We start from the raw sequence: 17,565 nt of genomic DNA, 5'->3' as shown, positions 1-17,565 counted from the left end.
TTAGTTTCGCTTAACTCCAAATAGGGGTTGTCCATACTCGACAAGCTCCCCGTTCTCAGCCAATATCTCCACTATAATTCCATCAACTTCCGCTTCGATTTCATTGAATAGTTTCATTGCTTCGACCATACAGACAGTCGTATCTTTAGTAATTGGCTCACCAACAGAAACATAGGGATCGCTGTCGGGTGAAGAAGATAAATAAAATGTCCCAACCATAGGTGAGGTGATTGTATAATCATATCTCTTATCTTTTGGTTCATCATTATTATCGTCTATAGTAACTGATCGTTCAATTGATTGTTCTTTAACCACTTGTGTTTCATTCTTTAATTGATTATTTGATACGCCCACATTTGATCGATCATTTTGTTTGCTAAGCTTTAATTTTTCACCATCTTTTTGATATACAAATTCATTTATAGAAGATTCATCTAGCGTGTTAATTAAATCTTTAATTTCATCAATCGTTAACATTTAACCACCTCTTGTTTCAATTTGATAAATATATACTAATTATTAATAACAGGTACTAACTATTTCTCTTAATATTCTATTAAAAGATCATTAAAACTGCAACTGTTCTTTTAACAGCAATAAAAAAAGTAATCACAAAGTAATTGTGATTACCCGTTAAGACCAGTTATTATCCCCAATTAAGTATTAGATGGCTGGAATTTCACTTGAACTTGCATTGAACCAAATTCATCATAAACCGTTCGCATAATTTGATTAGCTTCTTTTTCAGATAATGAATCTGTTTTAATTGTCACAATCACATTGTCATCCGTTGTACGAACAAGAACATCAGGATAATCGTATTCCGCTTTTAAACTTTCTTCGACGATTAACTCTTTCGTTGATAACTGATCTATTTTTTTCATTTCCTCAAATGCTTTATTTTTTTCTTCACTCGTTGCAGTACTTGAAGCAACAACAGATTCTAATTGTTCGATCTGGCTACTTCTTGCTTGAGCTAGTTCCATACGGATCGTTGTAAATAGCTCTTCATCTGAGCTCACTGATGAAATCCCGCTGTCTCCTATATCATTATCAAGTTCATCATCTTCAATCTCATTGTCATCTGAACTCAGTGTAAGATCGTCTTCCTTTTCGAGCGAATCATTCGATGCTAATTCAGCTTCACCATCGATTTCTTCCTGGAAGATAAATGAAAAGTCATCTGCATCTGGTGAATTCATATAATATACACTTAAAACAATCATTAAACTTAATAGCGTCAATAACCACACTGTTTGTTTTTTTAACATTCTAACTCTCTCCTTTGCTTCTTGGCATAATAGATATTCGATGAGGAGGGACATTCAAAACCCGTGAAACTGCTTCTGTCGCCCATTGTTTAAGCTTAATCTGTTCCACACCGTTCGCTACTACAAGAACTCCCCTAACTGTGGGTTTTTTACTTTGAACAATTAATGGGACCTCTTGATCACCTTGCCTTATAATGACAACTTGTTGCTCTTCGGTTAAATCATCTATATTTCTTGTACCACCACCTTGATCAGATTCTACTGTTGTTTGAGTTCCAACAATCAAATTTTTTTCATAAACCTTCTCACCTGTTGCATCTAAATTAACCATCACTTCAACTTCCGAAATACCTGAAATTTTCTCAAGCATTGCAGACAAATCAGCTTGGTAAGTTTGTTCTAATTCCGAGAGTGGATCAATCTCATTTTTATTGGTTGAAGATACATTCTTTTCAGCTTCCGTTGTGTATTGCTTTCCATCATCCATTACAGTTTGATCAGGTGATGAAAACAACTGGCTGACAATTAAGAGAATGATGCCCAGACAAGCTAAAATGATTAAATAATTGGATTTAGTCAATTTTCGATTGGATTGAAGATTTTTTAACCAATCAAATACCTTTTTCAACGGATTGTCCAATACTAGCCCCCCTCCCAAGTTAGTTTCACTTGAGATTGATCAATTTCTAACTTTTCACTAAACCAATTGATCATATCCTGTTGACAAGCTTCAAAATCTAATGCTTTCTGATCAAAATTACGTTTGGTATTAATTGTGACTGGATCAACCTCAGAAATATTATCATTAGCTTCTGTAATTCGAAAATGAAAACTCATTGTTTCAAAATCAATTTTCTCACTATGTTCTGGAATGATCTCGATATTATCAAGATGATAATCGAAAACTTGCTTAAACTCTACCTCCATTTCCTCTTTTAATTGATTGGTCAACTCATCTATAACATATGCACGATTGGAGTCTTCTATTTCACTTTTTTGCAAATTAACTGCATCTTCTACTTCCTGAATCGCAGAATCGCCAAGAATAGAATCCTTTATTTTACTAGATTCATCAACAAGATTAAGATTAAACAACTGTGTAATCGGCTGAATGAAAAATAAAATAAAAATTAAGGACAAACTGAATTGAGCATACTTTTTCATTTTATGATCAGGTAAGATCATTGTTGTGATCATCATAATCATCACTAGAATGATCATTTGATTAATCAAATTTGTTAATAAACTCAATTGAGAATCCCCCTATCGAATCATCAACGTTAAATTACTAGCAACAAGTAGGATTACAATCGTCATTAAAAACATAAAGGAAACGACAAGTAATATAGCAAGTAAGTAAAATATATGGTCGGAAATAACAGTGATACTTTTGACAACCTGCTCATCCCCAATTGGTTGGAGAATAGCTGCAGCAAGCCTATATAAGGAACCAACAACTGCTACTTTTATAATTGGAAAGCCAACTATTAAAAATAAAAAGATTAGGCCAAATAATCCCAGACCATTTTTTAAAACTTGTGTTGTCGCAAATATGGTATCACTTGCTTCTGAAAACATCCGCCCCACAACAGGGACAAAATTACTTGTAACAAATTTAGCTGTTTTAACAGTTAGTCCATCTTGTATTGCAGTGACAGCCCCTTTTGTGGATAGAACGGTTAAAAAGATAGTCAAACAAATAAACATAAGCGCCATACTAAATTGCCGTAATAAATCACCTAGTTTAGTAAGCTGAAAGGTTTTATTCATATGGCTGACTAGGTGAAGGATGAGTGATAAAAAGATAAAATTAACAAAAACTTTATCTGTCAATCCCACAATAAGATAAAGAAAAGATATAATGATCGGATGAAAAAATGCTGAAGAAATTACCCCACCTAAGCTAGCCATTAAACCAAGTAACAAAGGAAGTAGTGCAATAATAAAGCTATGCATTTGGCTAATGGTTGTTGTGATCAATTGACTAATAACTGTAAAACTTTGAAGCGCTAAGGTAGTCAATAAAATCATTAGAACAAAGTTAGCTACAACAGTAACTGATTCTGATTGAAATGAGGACTGAATATTCTTTATCAATGCTGAAATTATTGCAATAACAATCAATTGACCTAGCAATTTACCATTTAAAATTAATTCATGACCAACCATACCAATAAAAGACTGAATCCAATCAAATAGGGATAATTGCTGACCATTTGTAATCAGATCTTTGACAGTTATTTTATCAATATCTGGTAAATAATGACGATAATCATTTTGAATTTCAGACCAATAACCTTCCAATTCATTTACATCTATTTGTTCTAGTAAATTGCTGGTTGAATGCTCTTCCCCTTCTACTTCAATTGTTTTTGCATGCGTTTCAAGTTGAAAGGCAAAGAAAATAAGGAACATGATTAAAAAGCATTTTATGGAGTCATACATGATAGCCTCCTGACAAATCCGATTAATAAGGAATTAGGTGGATAATTGTTTCAATAATAGCCATAAGAATAGGAAGGGAGACAAAGAGAATCGAGACTTTGCCAACTAATTCAATTTTACTTGCGATAGAATTCAAACCAGCATCCTTTGTTAATTGAGCACCTAACTCTGTTAAATATGAAATCCCAATGATTTGAAAGATCGTTTCTAAATAAATAAAATCAAGTCGGAATCGATCGCCAAGAGACCGAAGTAAATTGATCATCTCTCCTAGTGGCATAAGGATGAAATAAAACAAAAAGACTGTTGTTAAAATTAGAAGAACAAATGCAATTGTTGGTTGATAGGGTTTCAGTAGTGTTATAAGTAAAGTTGCACTGATGCCAATTAGGATGATTTGAGCGATCGGCATTTTTCTATCCTTGAAACAAAAAGACTGATTTTATTTGCTGAAAGAGATCATCAATACTATCAATGACCATCATCAGAACAATGATGAATCCCACAAGAGTGATAAACTGCGCATATTCCTCTTTCCCCATTTGTTTTAATATCGTATGGATCATTGCCACAACGATTCCGATTCCTGCAATCTGAAAAATGATTGAAGCATCTTGTTGCATTTTAATTTGCTCCTTTCTAGATCAGAATAAGTACGATTAAAATACCCGATAACACTCCTAAACCACGGTATACTTTACTAAAAACTGTACAATTATTTTGCGCCTCGACTAACAACCGATCTAAATGAACGATTGTTAATTGAATTTGCTTCTGTTGTTGTGATAAATCAAATTGGCCTAAGGTATTGCCAAATTGTTTCATAATATTCAATTCATCTATTTCTAATGCTGATTTATAAGATAATTGATCCACTTGCTCAGCCCATAATAAAGCTAAACTATCATTTTGATTTAATTCTGTAGCAACAGAATGAAAAAAGCGTTTGAGTGGTGCCTGGGTTTGATCGGCGATGTGCAAACAAATATCAGCAATTGAATATTGACTATAGACAATTTCGGCTTCCATCATTTGAAGAGTTGCTTTTAATTGTAAAAGTTGCTCCGGTCGTTTCTTTAGTCGGGATGCTTTTTCACATCCGATTAAGGAGGTGGCTGTCATTAAGAGAATTGCCCCAATCCAATTCATCATACATCCCCCGATTCATACTGATCTCTCTACCCTCTTGATTTAGAACAGTTATTCTTTTATTACGATCTAATACGAGATATCGTTCGAAGTATTGTTCTTCAATTAACTGGGCAAATTGTCGTCTCTTTTTTGTTGATTTGTAACTATCACTGTGTAATGAACATATTAAATTCACTCCTGAACGAATTGCTTCTTGAATTGCAGATATATCATGCCTTGATCCAATTTCATCAACAATTAACATTTCAGGTGACATCGAACGAATCATTAAAATCATTCCTTCGCTTTTAGGACAACTATCTAAAATATCCGTACGTAAGCCCACATTATAATGAGGAATACCTCCTTTTGATCCTGCAATTTCTGATCGCTCATCAATAATTCCTACTTTAATCGCTGGAACTTGTCCCCAACCTGTTCCTATTAAGCGTGCTAGATCTCTAAGAAGGGTTGTTTTACCTGATTGTGGCGGACCAATAATCAATGTGTTGGCATAATTATTTCCCCTAAGTAAAAATTTAATAATAGCATTAGCTACACCTATTTTCTCTCTTGCAATTCTTATATTATAAGATGAGATCGCCTGGATTTGTTTTATTGATCCACTTTCCAAAACAGTTCTACCGACAATACCAACCCGATGGCCACCAGCAATTGTTATATAACCTTTTCTTAATTCTTCCTCAAATTTATAACGAGAAAAATCACTTAGTTTATTTAAGATATATTGACCATCAGCTGCAGTTAGGATTAACTTGTCTAAAATAAGGAATTTAGTTTTTAAAACAAGTTCAAGAGGACGATCAATCCTCACACGTATTTCCTCCAATTCGTCCCAATTCTGTGAAAGTGTAGACAATAGATATTGCTGGTGCTTGTCCGGGAATAGGGTGATGATATCGTTGATCATTAGCTAGACCTCGCTTTAGCTTTGTTTATGATTATTTCTAATATATGAAAGACAAAATTGATTATGACAATCTAGTTTTAATAATCATTCATAGCCTTACTTGATTAAAGATGAGGTAGAGCGTTATTAATGATCAATCCCAGTCCTATTTCTATGCTTAAGTACTGGTTGGCCATTACAATCTTTATCCCCAAAAGCTGCTCAAGGGAAAAATAGAAAGTTGTTTTTTAATGAAGAGTAGAAAAGAGCATATATTAGAGGAAAGCCTTCAAATGAAGAAACAGGTGAAAGCTATGGGAAACGAAGGCTAGATGTTAAAGCCGTTTTCAGATTTCTGAGGGGCTTTTTAGGGATTACACATATGGCCGTGGAAGAAAAACCAACGTAAATAATGAATTAGGATTTGCATTATTAGCAATAAAATTGAAACAATAGACTCCCACTACCAACAAATCTAACCAAGATAGACCAAAAAAAAGAAGATAAAAACGGTCATGTTTATCGCAAAAAGATAAACATGACCGTTTTTATTATTTAGGACTAGTTATCTCCCAGTCTTATTATGCTCGATCATTTACACACGTGAAACATATTTCCCATCGCTTGTACTAATCACAAGTTTATCTCCTTCATTGATAAACATTGGGACTTGTACAGTTAAACCTGTTTCCAATACTGCAGATTTCGATCCACCACTTACAGTATTCCCTTTAACACCCGGATCAGCTTCAACAACTGTTAATTCTACGTTTTTAGGTAAATTTACACCTACTGTTTCACCTTGATATGAAATAACATTAACCTCCATGTTTTCTTTTAGGAAATTAATTTCATATTCTATTTGGCTCGCGCTTAATTCAATCTGTTCGAATGTCTCCATATTCATAAATGTATACATATCACCAGATGCATATAAATACTGCATCTTCTGATTCTCAATATGAGCTCTTGCTACTTTTTCTCCTGCACGAAAAGTTTTATCCTGCATATGACCAGTTCTTAAGTTCTTTAATTTCGAACGAACAAATGCTGCACCTTTTCCCGGCTTAACATGTTGGAACTCAACAACTTGCCAAATACTATTATCAACTTCAATCGTTAAACCTGTTTTAAAATCATTTACTGAAATCATAGCTAATCCTCCCTGAAACCTTTTTTTCTAAACAAAAATTTACTTGTTTACTATTTTATCTAATTCAAAAAATTCATGCTAATCTATTAAATCTTTGAAAATAACCACTTAGATCTTATAAATAGACTTTATATTTATACGATAATAAGCTCTTTGGGTGCTTTATTTAAACTTTTATTTCCATCACTTGTAATGACAAGGTCATCTTCAATTCGACAGCCTCCAAGGTTAGGAACATAAATACCCGGTTCAACAGTTACAACCATATTCTCTTTCAAAACAATCGCTCCTACTGGTGATAACCTTGGCTGTTCATGAACCTCTAATCCCAATCCGTGACCAGTACCATGACCAAAATAGTCTCCATATCCTTTTTCCTTAATATAGTCTCTTGAAAAAGCATCGGCTTCTTTTCCAGTCATCCCTGGTTTAATTTCTGCTAATCCTCTTAAGTGTGCCTCTAGAACAATATTATAAATTTCTTCTAGCTGATCAGAAATTTGTCCAACGGCAAATGTTCGGGTAATATCAGAGCAATAGCCTTGATAAAGCGCACCAAAATCCAAAGTAACCAGTTCTCCAGCTTGAATTTTCTTTTCTGTTGCAACACCATGTGGTAATGCCGAACGATGGCCAGAAGCAACAATGATATCGAAGCTTGAAGATGTCGCTCCATGCTTTCTCATTTCAAATTCTAATTCATTTGATATATCAATTTCAGTCATACCTGGCACAACAGTCTTTAAAATATGATCGTAAGCTAAATCAGAAATTTCAGCTGCTTTATACATAATAGCTAGCTCTTCTTCCGTTTTTATCATACGAATCTCTTCAACAATTCCCGATGTTGGTACTAACGTTGCATCAATCGCATCAGAATATTGCTTGTAAACAGAATAGGTTAAATCATCTTGTTCAAAGCCTACTTTAATTAACTTCCGTTTTTTTATCTGCTCAGCGAGTTCCTTAATTATCGATTGTTTATGCTCAACGATTTCAAATCCGACAGCTTGTTTATTAGCTTGCTCTATGTAACGAAAGTCAGTAATGAATACTTGATCATCTTGAGTCAATAAAACTTGGCCCGCTGTGCCAGTAAATCCACTAATATACCGACGATTATATGGATTTGTAATAATTAAGGCATCTAATCCTTGTTCAGCAATAGCTTCTCTTAACTTTTCTAATTTACTCATCAATCCGATCCACCCTTCAATTTTATCAATTATCGTTCAAGTTTTAGTGTACCATATTTAATGACATTTTGACGATATTTAGGGCATAGAATTTTACTTTTTTTAGCTCGGTTGATCTAAAAAATCATAGGAAATTGTGTATCCTATAAATACTCCATAAATAATAAAAAGACAGAGTGTCGTAATTAATGTATTTACATCTAACTCATTAATATAAGGAATATGAGCAAATATGTTTGAAGAAATTAAAATAAGAAGTAGCCAAATAACAACACCATAGATAAGCCCTGGTAACAGACCTGTTAAATTTCTAAAACATAAATAATAAATATAGGCAATAAATATAGATAAAAGACTTATTATAAAAATCGATAGTAATTCACCATACCAACGATTCACCCACTTTGCTTGGAACCAAGTTTCTAAAATAAATGAACTTGGTGTTAACTTACTGAAATTAAAAAAGGCTAAAAAAGCCCAGACAGTAGACCAAATCGCACCAGCAAAAAAACCGGTCACTGCAACCCGCCATTTTAACACTTTAATTGATTCTTTTTTTCTATTTAATTGTTGCATTAGCATTCACCTCATCATTATTTTTTCCAAATAAGATAAAGTTATTCATTTAGAGTCATATCCTTGCTTAATTAATTTGACGACGGATGAAATAATAACTTAACTTTCGATCGTCATATCGGCACTAGTAGATTCTATCTAACCGGTTTCCTATTGTAAGAATTTAAGCAGGATTGAACAAGGTACAACTAGTAAAAACAAAGGGTTTCATCTTTCAATAGACATTATGAATATTATTTATTAATTTGTAGATAATATTTAATGAGTGTTCAAGCTTTATCCAATGATGATTAAAAAAATTTACTGACCATTAGATAAAGGAGTCAGGCTTTTATTACTGGTAGGTCACGACTCGCTTGTATAATTAACGAGAGTCTACAGTTAATTAATCTATAGTGAATTGAGAAAGAATAGCATTTTGTAAGACAATACTATAAAGTCATACTTAACAACAGAAGTTTTGAAAATAATATTTAGATAAAATGAAACTTCAATCAGTCGGTGATGAAGCCCCCCTATTGATTGAGAATGGGACTGGGACGGGGACAGTGGTTACTCGTCCCAACGAGGACATTTGTTACTACCACATGGGTGTGACCTCAAGGCCCTTGAACCAATCGAGCCCTTACTATCAGTTACACCACGATAAAATATAGATTGAGAAATGAGGAAATTAAATGATTAAGAAGAAAACATCGTCTTCATTCCTGCTAATTATTGTTACTTTAGCAGCCGTTGGATTAGCTAGTACTTTTCTCACGAGTTTTACACAGTTAATCAAAAACATCCTATTATTTGTGATTAGCTTAGCTGTCATTTATTCACTTGTCTATTATTTTGTACTTCGGGAACGACATAACAGGGACGAGTTAAGAAAATACCGCCAAGCTGCCAAACAATCAAGAAGACGCCAAAGCAAGCAAAATCATAATCAAATCACTAAGTACAATCATAAAAAGTTGAGATCACCTTCAAAGAAACGGACAAATCATCCTCCTCATTTACGCGTGATCGATGGAAAGAAGTCTTCTAAAAAAGGACCCATGTCACTATAAGTAATTATGTTAATACCCATTCAGTAAGAGGCTCTTTAGCCCTATCTGAATGGGTTATGTTTACACGCCCCCACTGAAAACATTGATTAAGAGAAATGAATAAATAATGTCAGAAAACACCCACCTAGGATAGGTTTACTTCAAGAAAAAGACCGATTTAAAAAATTTACAGTCTTCTGTTTACCCAGCTCAGCTAATTCAATCCGATCTGTTTTAGATAGTGAAAAGTCAGCAACATTAATATGATCGGTATCTAAAAAAACAATATTGGGTTGGTTATATTTTGATATATATCTTAAGTCTTGGGCATGTTGCATCGTACTGATTAATATTTTCCCAAATTGCAAACCATTCTTTATTTGATAATTAGTATAATACTTTTCCTTAGATTGTAATTGAAAGCCGATGACTGGCCGTATTGGTTTAATTGTTGGTTTTTTGAATAACCATATAGGTAAACTACTTAATAATGCACCATCAACCATAATGTGCTTTTTCGCTTCTTGATCATAAATTTTTTCAGGTTTAAAGAAGAATGGCAGACCTGCACTCATTCGTATAGCCCTTGCAACAGAAAATCGCTCCGGTAAAATTCCATAAGTTTGTTTCAAATCATCTGGCATAATAATTAATCGTCCTAGTGTTAAATCAGCAACTGTTAACTTTAAGCGTCCATCACTTATATCAGCAAACGTTCGAACCCCTTTTTCCTCCAAAAGTTGATTTAGCCACATTTCAAAAACATGTCCTTTATATAATCCAAAACTTTTATAAAGGGATAACCACTTAAAAAAGGGAAAGTATTTTTCTAACTTTTGGCCATCCAATAATTCCTTTAAATTTAAATCTAACATGATCTCTTTTAACTCAGCCACTTGATAACCAACTGCAACTAAACCAGCGACAATGGCTCCTGCTGAACTACCAGCCAACCGAACAATTTCTATCTCATTTTCCTCCATCGCTTCTAGTGCACCAATAAAGGCAAATGCCTTTACCCCACCACCTGAAAATACAGCATCAACTTTCATTTTCATTCTCCTCTTGTTAGCTATATTTAAAGTTATGCATGAAGAATGAAAATAAATACAATTTATTTTCCATCTGATTTCCGGTAGTGTACTTCCTGTTTAATTTTTGTTAGGAATTAAGTAATGAGCCGTACAGAAGACAAAAGCGCCCCTCTTATGATACTAAATTCCCCTTTAATTTAAAAAAGTTACTATTCATGATGATAGTAACTTTTTTAATCAAATATTATTCCAAATTATTATGCATCTGAATAAGTTCTTTTCTACGTTCTGGGTTTTCTTTCAAGTACTGAACGAGATCACCAATACGATCAATTGAATTCCAACTTAAATGGTGTTCAATCCCTTCAACATCTTGGTAAATATTTTCTTGATCTACGCCAATAATCTCTAAAAATTGCTCTAACAAATCATGGCGATAAACGAGTCGTTCACCAATCTTCTTTCCGCGTTTTGTCAATACTAGACCACGGTATTTTTCATAATCTAGATAATCATCTTTATCTAATTTTTGTACCATCTTCGTTACAGATGAAGGATGAACTTCTAAAGCTTCAGCTATATCAGATACGCGTGCATATCCTTTTGAATCAATCAGTAAATATATTTGTTCTATGTAATCTTCCATGCTTGGTGTTGGCATAATCATCCTCCACTTTTCTATTAATTAATGTTCGATCAAATTCGATTATCATTTAAAGGATACAATAGAATTCCAATCAAGACAAGTTTTTAATGGGTTAAATACTTATTTTTGAAAATAGAATTAATTTATCGTATAATATATAAAGATTATAAAAAAGGGCTGGATTTTATAATAAAGTTAGCCACTTAAGCTAACATAAAAAAACGCCATGTGAATTTCATGTTATATTGAAGTTACCACTAACTCTCAATAGACAGGATGAATTCACATGACGCACTCTAACGATAACACATTAAGACGCAAGGGAAAACACTTATCTTATTCAGAACGGGCTCAAATTGCTATTTTGAAGAAAGAAAACTACTCCAATAGACAAATTGCCAAAGTGATTGGTTGCGTTCCTCAAACAATCAATAATGAAATACATCGCGGAACCATCACTCAACTTAAGCGTCAAAAACAAAAGGGCAAGACGTACGATTACTATATCGAACGATATGATGCCGATGCCGGACAAGCAGCGTATGATAGACACCGATTGAACTCTGGCCGTCGGCCAAAATGGGCGGATACGAGTGCATTTATCGACTGGGCTGATGAGAAAATGCTAAACGATAAATGGTCACCGGATGTGGTTGTCGGATTTGCTAGAAAACATGACTTGTTCGATCCCTCTATTATTCCTTGTACAACCACCCTTTATGGTTGGATAGACAAAGGAATCATGCGTACAAAGAATATGGACTTGTTAGAAAAACTGTCTCGCAAATCGAAGGTTTCCACACAAGTTAAACGATCACATAAACGCGTTCTTGGCCAGTCGATTGATAAGCGTCCAGCTGAGGTTGACAGCCGCCAAACCTTCGGGCATTGGGAAATCGATACTGTCGTAGGAAATAAAGAAAAATCGGATGCCGTGTTGCTTACATTGGTTGAACGACAGACACGTTTTGAAATCATTTTGAAGGTGAACGGTAAAGATCAAGCGTCTGTTAATCAGGCGATACAGTCTCTTCAAACACGCTCAGGTGATGCCTTTTCTACTTTATTTAAGACGATAACGTCTGACAATGGTTCAGAGTTTGCGGGCCTTCATGACGCTCTGAAGGACTCGCTGGATGTCTATTTCAGTCACCCCTATGCCTCATTTGAACGAGGCACGAGTGAGAATCAACACAAATTTATTCGACGGTTCATCCCTAAAGGGAAGCCCATCAGCCAAATCACGGACGTTCAGTGCTTACGTATACAACAATGGATGAACGATTATCCAAGAAAAATACTAGGCTACAGAACACCACATGACTGTTTCGTTCATGCGCTAAGGTCAGAACGACAAGCGGCTTAACCCGTGAGGGCTTGACAACGAGCCTCCTTCGACATGACTTGAATGCTGGAAAGCTGGCCTAGGCCAGCTTGTCAAAAGACTATCATGTCTCAGCTCATTATCAAGCCCTCACTATCTAGGCGAAACGACTAACAATTTCACAAGGAATTAAATAATATCAAGTGGCTAACTTAAACTTGAAATTTAGGATTATAAAAAAGGGGAAAGTATTATGCAGTTTATATTAGGAATTGCCTGGGATTGGATAATTTTACTTGTCTTACTATTGGCCTATTTAGGATATCTTCTCTATCGTTACCTAGTGACTAGAAAGGTACTTACCAATCTATCTGAAGAAGAATTTAAAAAAGGTTATCGAAAAGCACAATTAATTGATGTTCGCGAACAGAAAGAATATGATGCCGGTTATATTCTAGGTGCAAGAAATATTCCTGTTACACAATTAAAACAACGAACAAAAGAATTACGGAAAGACCTACCTGTTTATTTATATTGCCAATCAGGTTCACGCTCTCGTCGAGCAGCTTGGATTCTTTATAAAGAGGGATTTCAAGATTTGTATCACTTAAAAACAGGCTATAAAAAATGGACAGGTAAGATTAAGAAAACAAAGAAAATTAACTATTAATTAACTAAAAGAGGCCGGGGCAAAACCCAGCTAAAAATAAAAAGGGATTCAGTAGATGACCTGCTCCCCCCAAAGTAGACACTTGAAAAATAAAACTACTTTAGGAGGAGCATATCAAGACACTGGATTCCTTTTTGATCTCATAATTATTTAAATAGATTCATCACGACTTAAATGGTTTAGAGGTGTCACTCCGCGATTTACATTCTAGGTGGACGCTTTCCGTGGGTGCGGACTCATAATCGTACGGAACACCTCGCGTTAATAAATGAAATGTCACTTTCAGAAACTTTTTGACGCAAGCGATGATTGCAAGCCTATGGGGCTTTCTCTAAGATTTCGTTTTTAATTTGTAATAGTCATCTACAAAATGATTTGGTTTCTCTTTTTACATGTGCATCCCTTGAATGATGAAATATCATATTTTCTATAAATGCTTTTTGTGAGTTTTTTAATTATTCTATTTAAAATTGTCCAATAAAGTGAACCCTCACCCAAATTGGTTTTTCTCCAGCCCTCACTGAATGTTGAATGAACGAGTCATACGGTAAATCTGTTTAGTCTCCCTCCTCTAGTTTCACATCCCATTTTAAAACTTACTCATTAAATTTTATGATCATGGGCATACTAATAACAGTATTTTTAAAAGGCAGGTTAACATATGCATATTGAATTATCCCGTGATACGGAATTTATTGAACAACTTTTAACAAATGTACAGCAAAATCAACAATTAGCCGACTGGAATTGGTTTAAACGTGCCTATGATATTACTGAAACACTCTTGATTCCTGAACCTAACCAGTTAAAAGCACTTAATCAATTAAAAAATATCGAGTTTTTACCTCACCAAATAGACACAGCCATTAAAGTAATTAATGAAATGAATGGTCGTGCAATTCTTGCGGATGAAGTAGGACTAGGAAAGACAATTGAAGCAGGCTTAATTATCAAAGAATACCTTATTCGTCAATTAGTAAAAAAAATACTCATCCTTGTTCCAGCTTCACTTGTTAATCAATGGGCTAATGAATTAAATGATAAATTCTTCATTAAAGCAACAGTCGCCAAGAAAAACCCTTGTTGGTCAAATGATGGTATTCTAATTACTTCGATTGATCTCGCCAAAAAAGAACCACATCGGAGTATGATCCTGGAGCAACAATATGACTTATTAGTTATTGATGAGGCACATAAATTAAAAAATAAACAAACACAAAACTATCAATTCGTTCAAGCTATATCTAAAAAGTACTGCCTGTTATTAACCGCTACCCCGATACAAAATAAATTAAACGATCTATTCAATCTAGTTACCCTTCTCAAGCCAGGGTTATTAGGTGATCAAGATTCCTTTTTAAAAACTTTTGATCGTGGTTCACCAGAACTAGACCACCAGTTAAAAAAGCTAATTCAAAAAGTAATGGTTCGAAACCTTAGACATGAAACGAAGATGAATACGAAACAAAGAACAGTGGAAAATATCACAATCCCTTTTACCGAACAGGAATATCAATTTTATCAAAAACTTGATCAGGCTTCTTTTTTTAATCACAATGCGATAAAAATACTACACTTGAGAGAATTTTGCTCATCTAGAGAGGCCTTATTTACAACACTCAATAAAGAAGACCATAAAGAAGCTAGGTCTTTAATAGAAGATCTACAGCAACTCCCCCACCATGCAAAAGCATTAAAGTTAGTTGAACTCGTAAAATCAATCAATAAAAAGTGCATTGTTTTTACAGAATATCGAGCAACACAAGTTTATTTACAGTGGATATTACGTGAAAACGGGATTAGTTCCGTCCCTTTCCGTGGCGGTTTTAAACCTAGTAAAAAAGATTGGATGAAGCAGCTCTTTAAAGACCATGCTCAAGTATTAATTGCGACAGAGGCTGGTGGCGAAGGGATAAATCTTCAATTTTGCCATCACTTAATTAACTATGATTTACCATGGAACCCGATGCGTGTTGAACAAAGAATTGGCCGAATTCATCGCTATGGTCAACAAAATGATGTTCATATTTATAATTTCTCAATGATAGATACAATTGAAGATCATGTTTTAAAACTACTCTATCAAAAAATTGACCTTTTTGAGCGTGTCATTGGACACCTAGATCAAATTTTAGCTGAACTTCATTTAAAATCATTTGATGAAGAGATCAATCAAATCATTCAGCAATCACAAAGTGTAGGTGAGATTAAAATAAAAATGAATAATCTAACAGAAGTAATCAACGAATATCAAATTGATGGTGATGAAAGTGATAATCGAGAATCTTCATAATTTTTTAATTGAATATTTTGAGGCCAACCAATGTGAGGTAATAGCTGATACGGATTCCCTCAACATTAAGCTAACTGAAGAAATGGATGAACTTTTGATGAATCGCCCTTTTTATTGGCACTATGTTCGGAAGTTAAATCAAAAAGGACATCCTTTAGAGTTAAAATTAACCACTAACTATTTAAAGGCTACAAAGGATATAGACTACCTTTATTTCAGTACCGACCGTTTTTGGAAAATTGCCCAAGACACATTGTCAAAGGGGCGTTTTACAAAGCTATATCAAAAAATTGACATAAGAGAACAAACGCCTATCTATCCTTGGCTAATTATAAATTTTAAGTTGATTTATTTAGGAAAGAAACAATCCGAGGAACTAAAATCATATGGAATTCATTTAATTAATGGAACAATCATTGACGAAGCATTTGAGTGGCTTCAAGAAAAACAATGGACCTTGACGATACCTGACTTTTGTTATCCAATCTCACCGATTATAAAACCAGAAAATGGCTATACCCGAATCGAACAATATATATTGAACGATCTTCAAAGTAAACAACATGATTGGGCAAGTGAATCCTATCAATCTTTAACGGAAGAAATTCAGGTATTAGATTATTTTAAACATAATAGTCCAAATATGGATCCTAAACATTACCAACAAGAAAAGGCAAATTTAGAATCCATTTATCAACCAAAAATAAAGATTGAGGTCATAAATGGTGGACTCTTTTATATCCAACAGTAAAGAAATCTCCATTTTGTTGGAGTTTACATGACTAAATGGAGATAGCCCAACCCACCCATCCGTGCGAAAACCATGTGTAAGATAAAGTGAAACTTCAATCAGTGGTGGGGCTTTATCCCACACTGATTGTTAGTACCACAAGGGTATGACCTAAAGGCCCTTGAACCAATCGGGCCGCTACTGTCAGTTGATCTCACACTTACAATTCCTAGTTTTCTTCGAATGAAAAAAAGGTGAAATTTATACCATTAGTAGAGGTTAGCTAAAATAATAAGTAGTGACCAAAAGATGATTAGCAACGATTAGTTAATTATTTTTTCTATTTGGCTTTTTGAATTGCTTAACGGTACTCGGTAATAAGCCAAACCATTTATGTGAATAGGGATTAATTGCTTGGTTATTCTTCACATCTTTCAATCGCTTCCGTTCACTTTTAGGTTTTTGATAGTGGTCAATTGTCAGATCTATAATAAACTCAACAAATGATTTATCAGCCATTATATTACACCCTTTTTTGGTATTAGCTTTACCGACTGACTCATTTGTTATTCAAAAAAGAAACGATTTGTTCAACGATTTTATCCTCAGCTAATAAATCTGTTTCAATGACTTGATTAGCAACTTGTGTATATTTCCTATCTCTTTCAGTCAATAATTGTTTTTTATCTCGGGATTGATCTTGCCAAATCGGCCTTGAAACATCGTTTACTAGTCTTCGATTAATTGTTTCCCAACTCGTCTTTAAGTAAACAACATGCTGATTGGCTAACCAGACTCGATTATCTTCCCGTTCGATGATACCGCCACCTGTTGCGATAATATAGTCTTTAGTTCGAGTAGCAATTAAGATTTGGTGTTCAATCTCTCGAAAGCCATCTTCACCTTGATCAGCAAATATATCTGTAATTTTCTTCATTGTTTGTTTCTCGATTTGAATATCTGTATCCATAAATTTAAGCCCAAGTCTTTCAGCTAATTTTTCCCCTATTGTTGATTTTCCACTACCCATAAAACCTACTAAATAAATACTATTCATCTATTAATTCTCCTCTTAAATTAATATTCTATTTAAATTTCTAGTGATTATTTGTTGAAAGTCATAATATTTTTAGTTTTCCATTGTGATAATTG

Annotated in this window: 21 protein-coding genes; 5 read left to right on the top strand and 16 right to left on the bottom strand. The window is 34.1% G+C overall.

Features of this window, described 5'->3' with window-relative positions; all coding sequences use genetic code 11:
* From accB to KQI76_RS06395, 12 genes are all read right to left on the bottom strand, one after another.
* Window positions 1-477: an acetyl-CoA carboxylase biotin carboxyl carrier protein gene (gene accB, locus KQI76_RS06450; RefSeq protein ID WP_216399502.1), complete on the bottom strand. Its 477-nt coding sequence runs from the start codon at window positions 475-477 to the stop codon at window positions 1-3.
* A 179-nt stretch (window positions 478-656) separates the two neighbouring features.
* A complete protein-coding gene (locus KQI76_RS06445) occupies window positions 657-1,271 on the bottom strand; it encodes a SpoIIIAH-like family protein (RefSeq protein WP_216399501.1) in 615 nt (204 codons plus the stop codon).
* 1 nt (window position 1,272) lies between these two features.
* Window positions 1,273-1,911, bottom strand: coding sequence for a stage III sporulation protein AG (gene spoIIIAG, locus KQI76_RS06440; RefSeq protein ID WP_216399500.1), 639 nt, complete (start codon window positions 1,909-1,911; stop codon window positions 1,273-1,275).
* A gap of 2 nt (window positions 1,912-1,913) precedes the next feature.
* The gene (gene spoIIIAF, locus KQI76_RS06435) at window positions 1,914-2,522 is read right to left on the bottom strand and encodes a stage III sporulation protein AF (protein WP_216399499.1); all 609 of its coding nucleotides are present in this window, start codon (window positions 2,520-2,522) and stop codon (window positions 1,914-1,916) included.
* A gap of 12 nt (window positions 2,523-2,534) precedes the next feature.
* Window positions 2,535-3,716, bottom strand: coding sequence for a stage III sporulation protein AE (gene spoIIIAE, locus KQI76_RS06430; RefSeq protein WP_216399498.1), 1,182 nt, complete (start codon window positions 3,714-3,716; stop codon window positions 2,535-2,537).
* Window positions 3,717-3,738: 22 nt separating this feature from the next.
* Window positions 3,739-4,128: a stage III sporulation protein AD gene (spoIIIAD, locus tag KQI76_RS06425; RefSeq protein ID WP_216399497.1), complete on the bottom strand. Its 390-nt coding sequence runs from the start codon at window positions 4,126-4,128 to the stop codon at window positions 3,739-3,741.
* A 4-nt stretch (window positions 4,129-4,132) separates the two neighbouring features.
* Window positions 4,133-4,339: a stage III sporulation protein AC gene (gene spoIIIAC, locus KQI76_RS06420; RefSeq protein ID WP_216399496.1), complete on the bottom strand. Its 207-nt coding sequence runs from the start codon at window positions 4,337-4,339 to the stop codon at window positions 4,133-4,135.
* Between the two features lie 16 nt (window positions 4,340-4,355).
* Entirely contained in the window at window positions 4,356-4,865 is a 510-nt protein-coding gene (gene spoIIIAB / locus KQI76_RS06415; protein WP_216399495.1) for a stage III sporulation protein SpoIIIAB, read from the bottom strand.
* Entirely contained in the window at window positions 4,810-5,778 is a 969-nt protein-coding gene (gene spoIIIAA / locus KQI76_RS06410) for a stage III sporulation protein AA (protein WP_216399494.1), read from the bottom strand. The genes spoIIIAB and spoIIIAA overlap by 56 nt, the downstream gene beginning before the upstream one ends.
* Window positions 5,779-6,352: 574 nt before the next feature.
* Window positions 6,353-6,910 carry an elongation factor P gene (gene efp / locus KQI76_RS06405; RefSeq protein WP_216399493.1) on the bottom strand — a complete coding sequence of 186 codons (558 nt, stop codon included), beginning with the start codon at window positions 6,908-6,910 and terminating at the stop codon, window positions 6,353-6,355.
* Window positions 6,911-7,044: 134 nt separating this feature from the next.
* Window positions 7,045-8,106 (bottom strand): M24 family metallopeptidase, encoded by a 1,062-nt coding sequence (locus KQI76_RS06400; protein ID WP_216399492.1) that lies wholly within the window; start codon window positions 8,104-8,106, stop codon window positions 7,045-7,047.
* A gap of 102 nt (window positions 8,107-8,208) precedes the next feature.
* Entirely contained in the window at window positions 8,209-8,682 is a 474-nt protein-coding gene (locus KQI76_RS06395) for a YqhR family membrane protein (protein ID WP_216399491.1), read from the bottom strand.
* A 677-nt stretch (window positions 8,683-9,359) separates the two neighbouring features.
* Between KQI76_RS06395 and KQI76_RS06390 the strand changes: the two genes are divergently transcribed.
* Window positions 9,360-9,737, top strand: coding sequence for an SA1362 family protein (locus tag KQI76_RS06390; RefSeq protein ID WP_216399490.1), 378 nt, complete (start codon window positions 9,360-9,362; stop codon window positions 9,735-9,737).
* 140 nt (window positions 9,738-9,877) lie between these two features.
* Here the strand turns inward: KQI76_RS06390 and KQI76_RS06385 are convergent, their stop codons facing one another.
* Together KQI76_RS06385 and mntR are read right to left on the bottom strand one after the other, a co-directional pair.
* A complete protein-coding gene (locus KQI76_RS06385) occupies window positions 9,878-10,768 on the bottom strand; it encodes a patatin-like phospholipase family protein (RefSeq protein WP_216399489.1) in 891 nt (296 codons plus the stop codon).
* 226 nt (window positions 10,769-10,994) lie between these two features.
* A complete protein-coding gene (gene mntR, locus KQI76_RS06380) occupies window positions 10,995-11,411 on the bottom strand; it encodes a transcriptional regulator MntR (RefSeq protein ID WP_216399488.1) in 417 nt (138 codons plus the stop codon).
* Between the two features lie 271 nt (window positions 11,412-11,682).
* On the opposite strand from mntR, the gene KQI76_RS06375 reads away from it, so the two are divergent.
* The 4 genes from KQI76_RS06375 to KQI76_RS06360 all read left to right on the top strand — a co-directional run bounded on the left by KQI76_RS06375 (window position 11,683) and on the right by KQI76_RS06360 (window position 16,434).
* Window positions 11,683-12,762 carry an IS30 family transposase gene (locus tag KQI76_RS06375; RefSeq protein ID WP_216399487.1) on the top strand — a complete coding sequence of 360 codons (1,080 nt, stop codon included), beginning with the start codon at window positions 11,683-11,685 and terminating at the stop codon, window positions 12,760-12,762.
* Between the two features lie 211 nt (window positions 12,763-12,973).
* A complete protein-coding gene (locus KQI76_RS06370; RefSeq protein WP_216399486.1) occupies window positions 12,974-13,390 on the top strand; it encodes a rhodanese-like domain-containing protein in 417 nt (138 codons plus the stop codon).
* A 661-nt stretch (window positions 13,391-14,051) separates the two neighbouring features.
* Window positions 14,052-15,683, top strand: a complete 1,632-nt coding sequence (locus KQI76_RS06365; protein WP_216399485.1) for a DEAD/DEAH box helicase — start codon at window positions 14,052-14,054, stop codon at window positions 15,681-15,683.
* Complete coding sequence (locus tag KQI76_RS06360; protein ID WP_371817661.1) at window positions 15,649-16,434, top strand: YqhG family protein; 786 nt, start codon at window positions 15,649-15,651, stop codon at window positions 16,432-16,434. Before KQI76_RS06365 ends, KQI76_RS06360 begins: the two co-directional genes overlap by 35 nt.
* Before the next feature lie 306 nt (window positions 16,435-16,740).
* Here KQI76_RS06360 and KQI76_RS06355 read toward each other — a convergent pair whose 3' ends face one another.
* The gene (locus KQI76_RS06355; protein ID WP_216399483.1) at window positions 16,741-16,932 is read right to left on the bottom strand and encodes a YqzE family protein; all 192 of its coding nucleotides are present in this window, start codon (window positions 16,930-16,932) and stop codon (window positions 16,741-16,743) included.
* 40 nt (window positions 16,933-16,972) lie between these two features.
* Window positions 16,973-17,470, bottom strand: coding sequence for a shikimate kinase (locus tag KQI76_RS06350; RefSeq protein ID WP_216399482.1), 498 nt, complete (start codon window positions 17,468-17,470; stop codon window positions 16,973-16,975).
* Window positions 17,471-17,565: the final 95 nt, after the last annotated feature.

The organism is Amphibacillus sp. MSJ-3 (genome assembly GCF_018919165.1).
GTDB lineage: Bacteria > Bacillota > Bacilli > Bacillales > Amphibacillaceae > Amphibacillus.
Note: the sequence above shows the minus strand (reverse complement) of the source record. Positions and strands in the feature narration are given on the sequence as shown.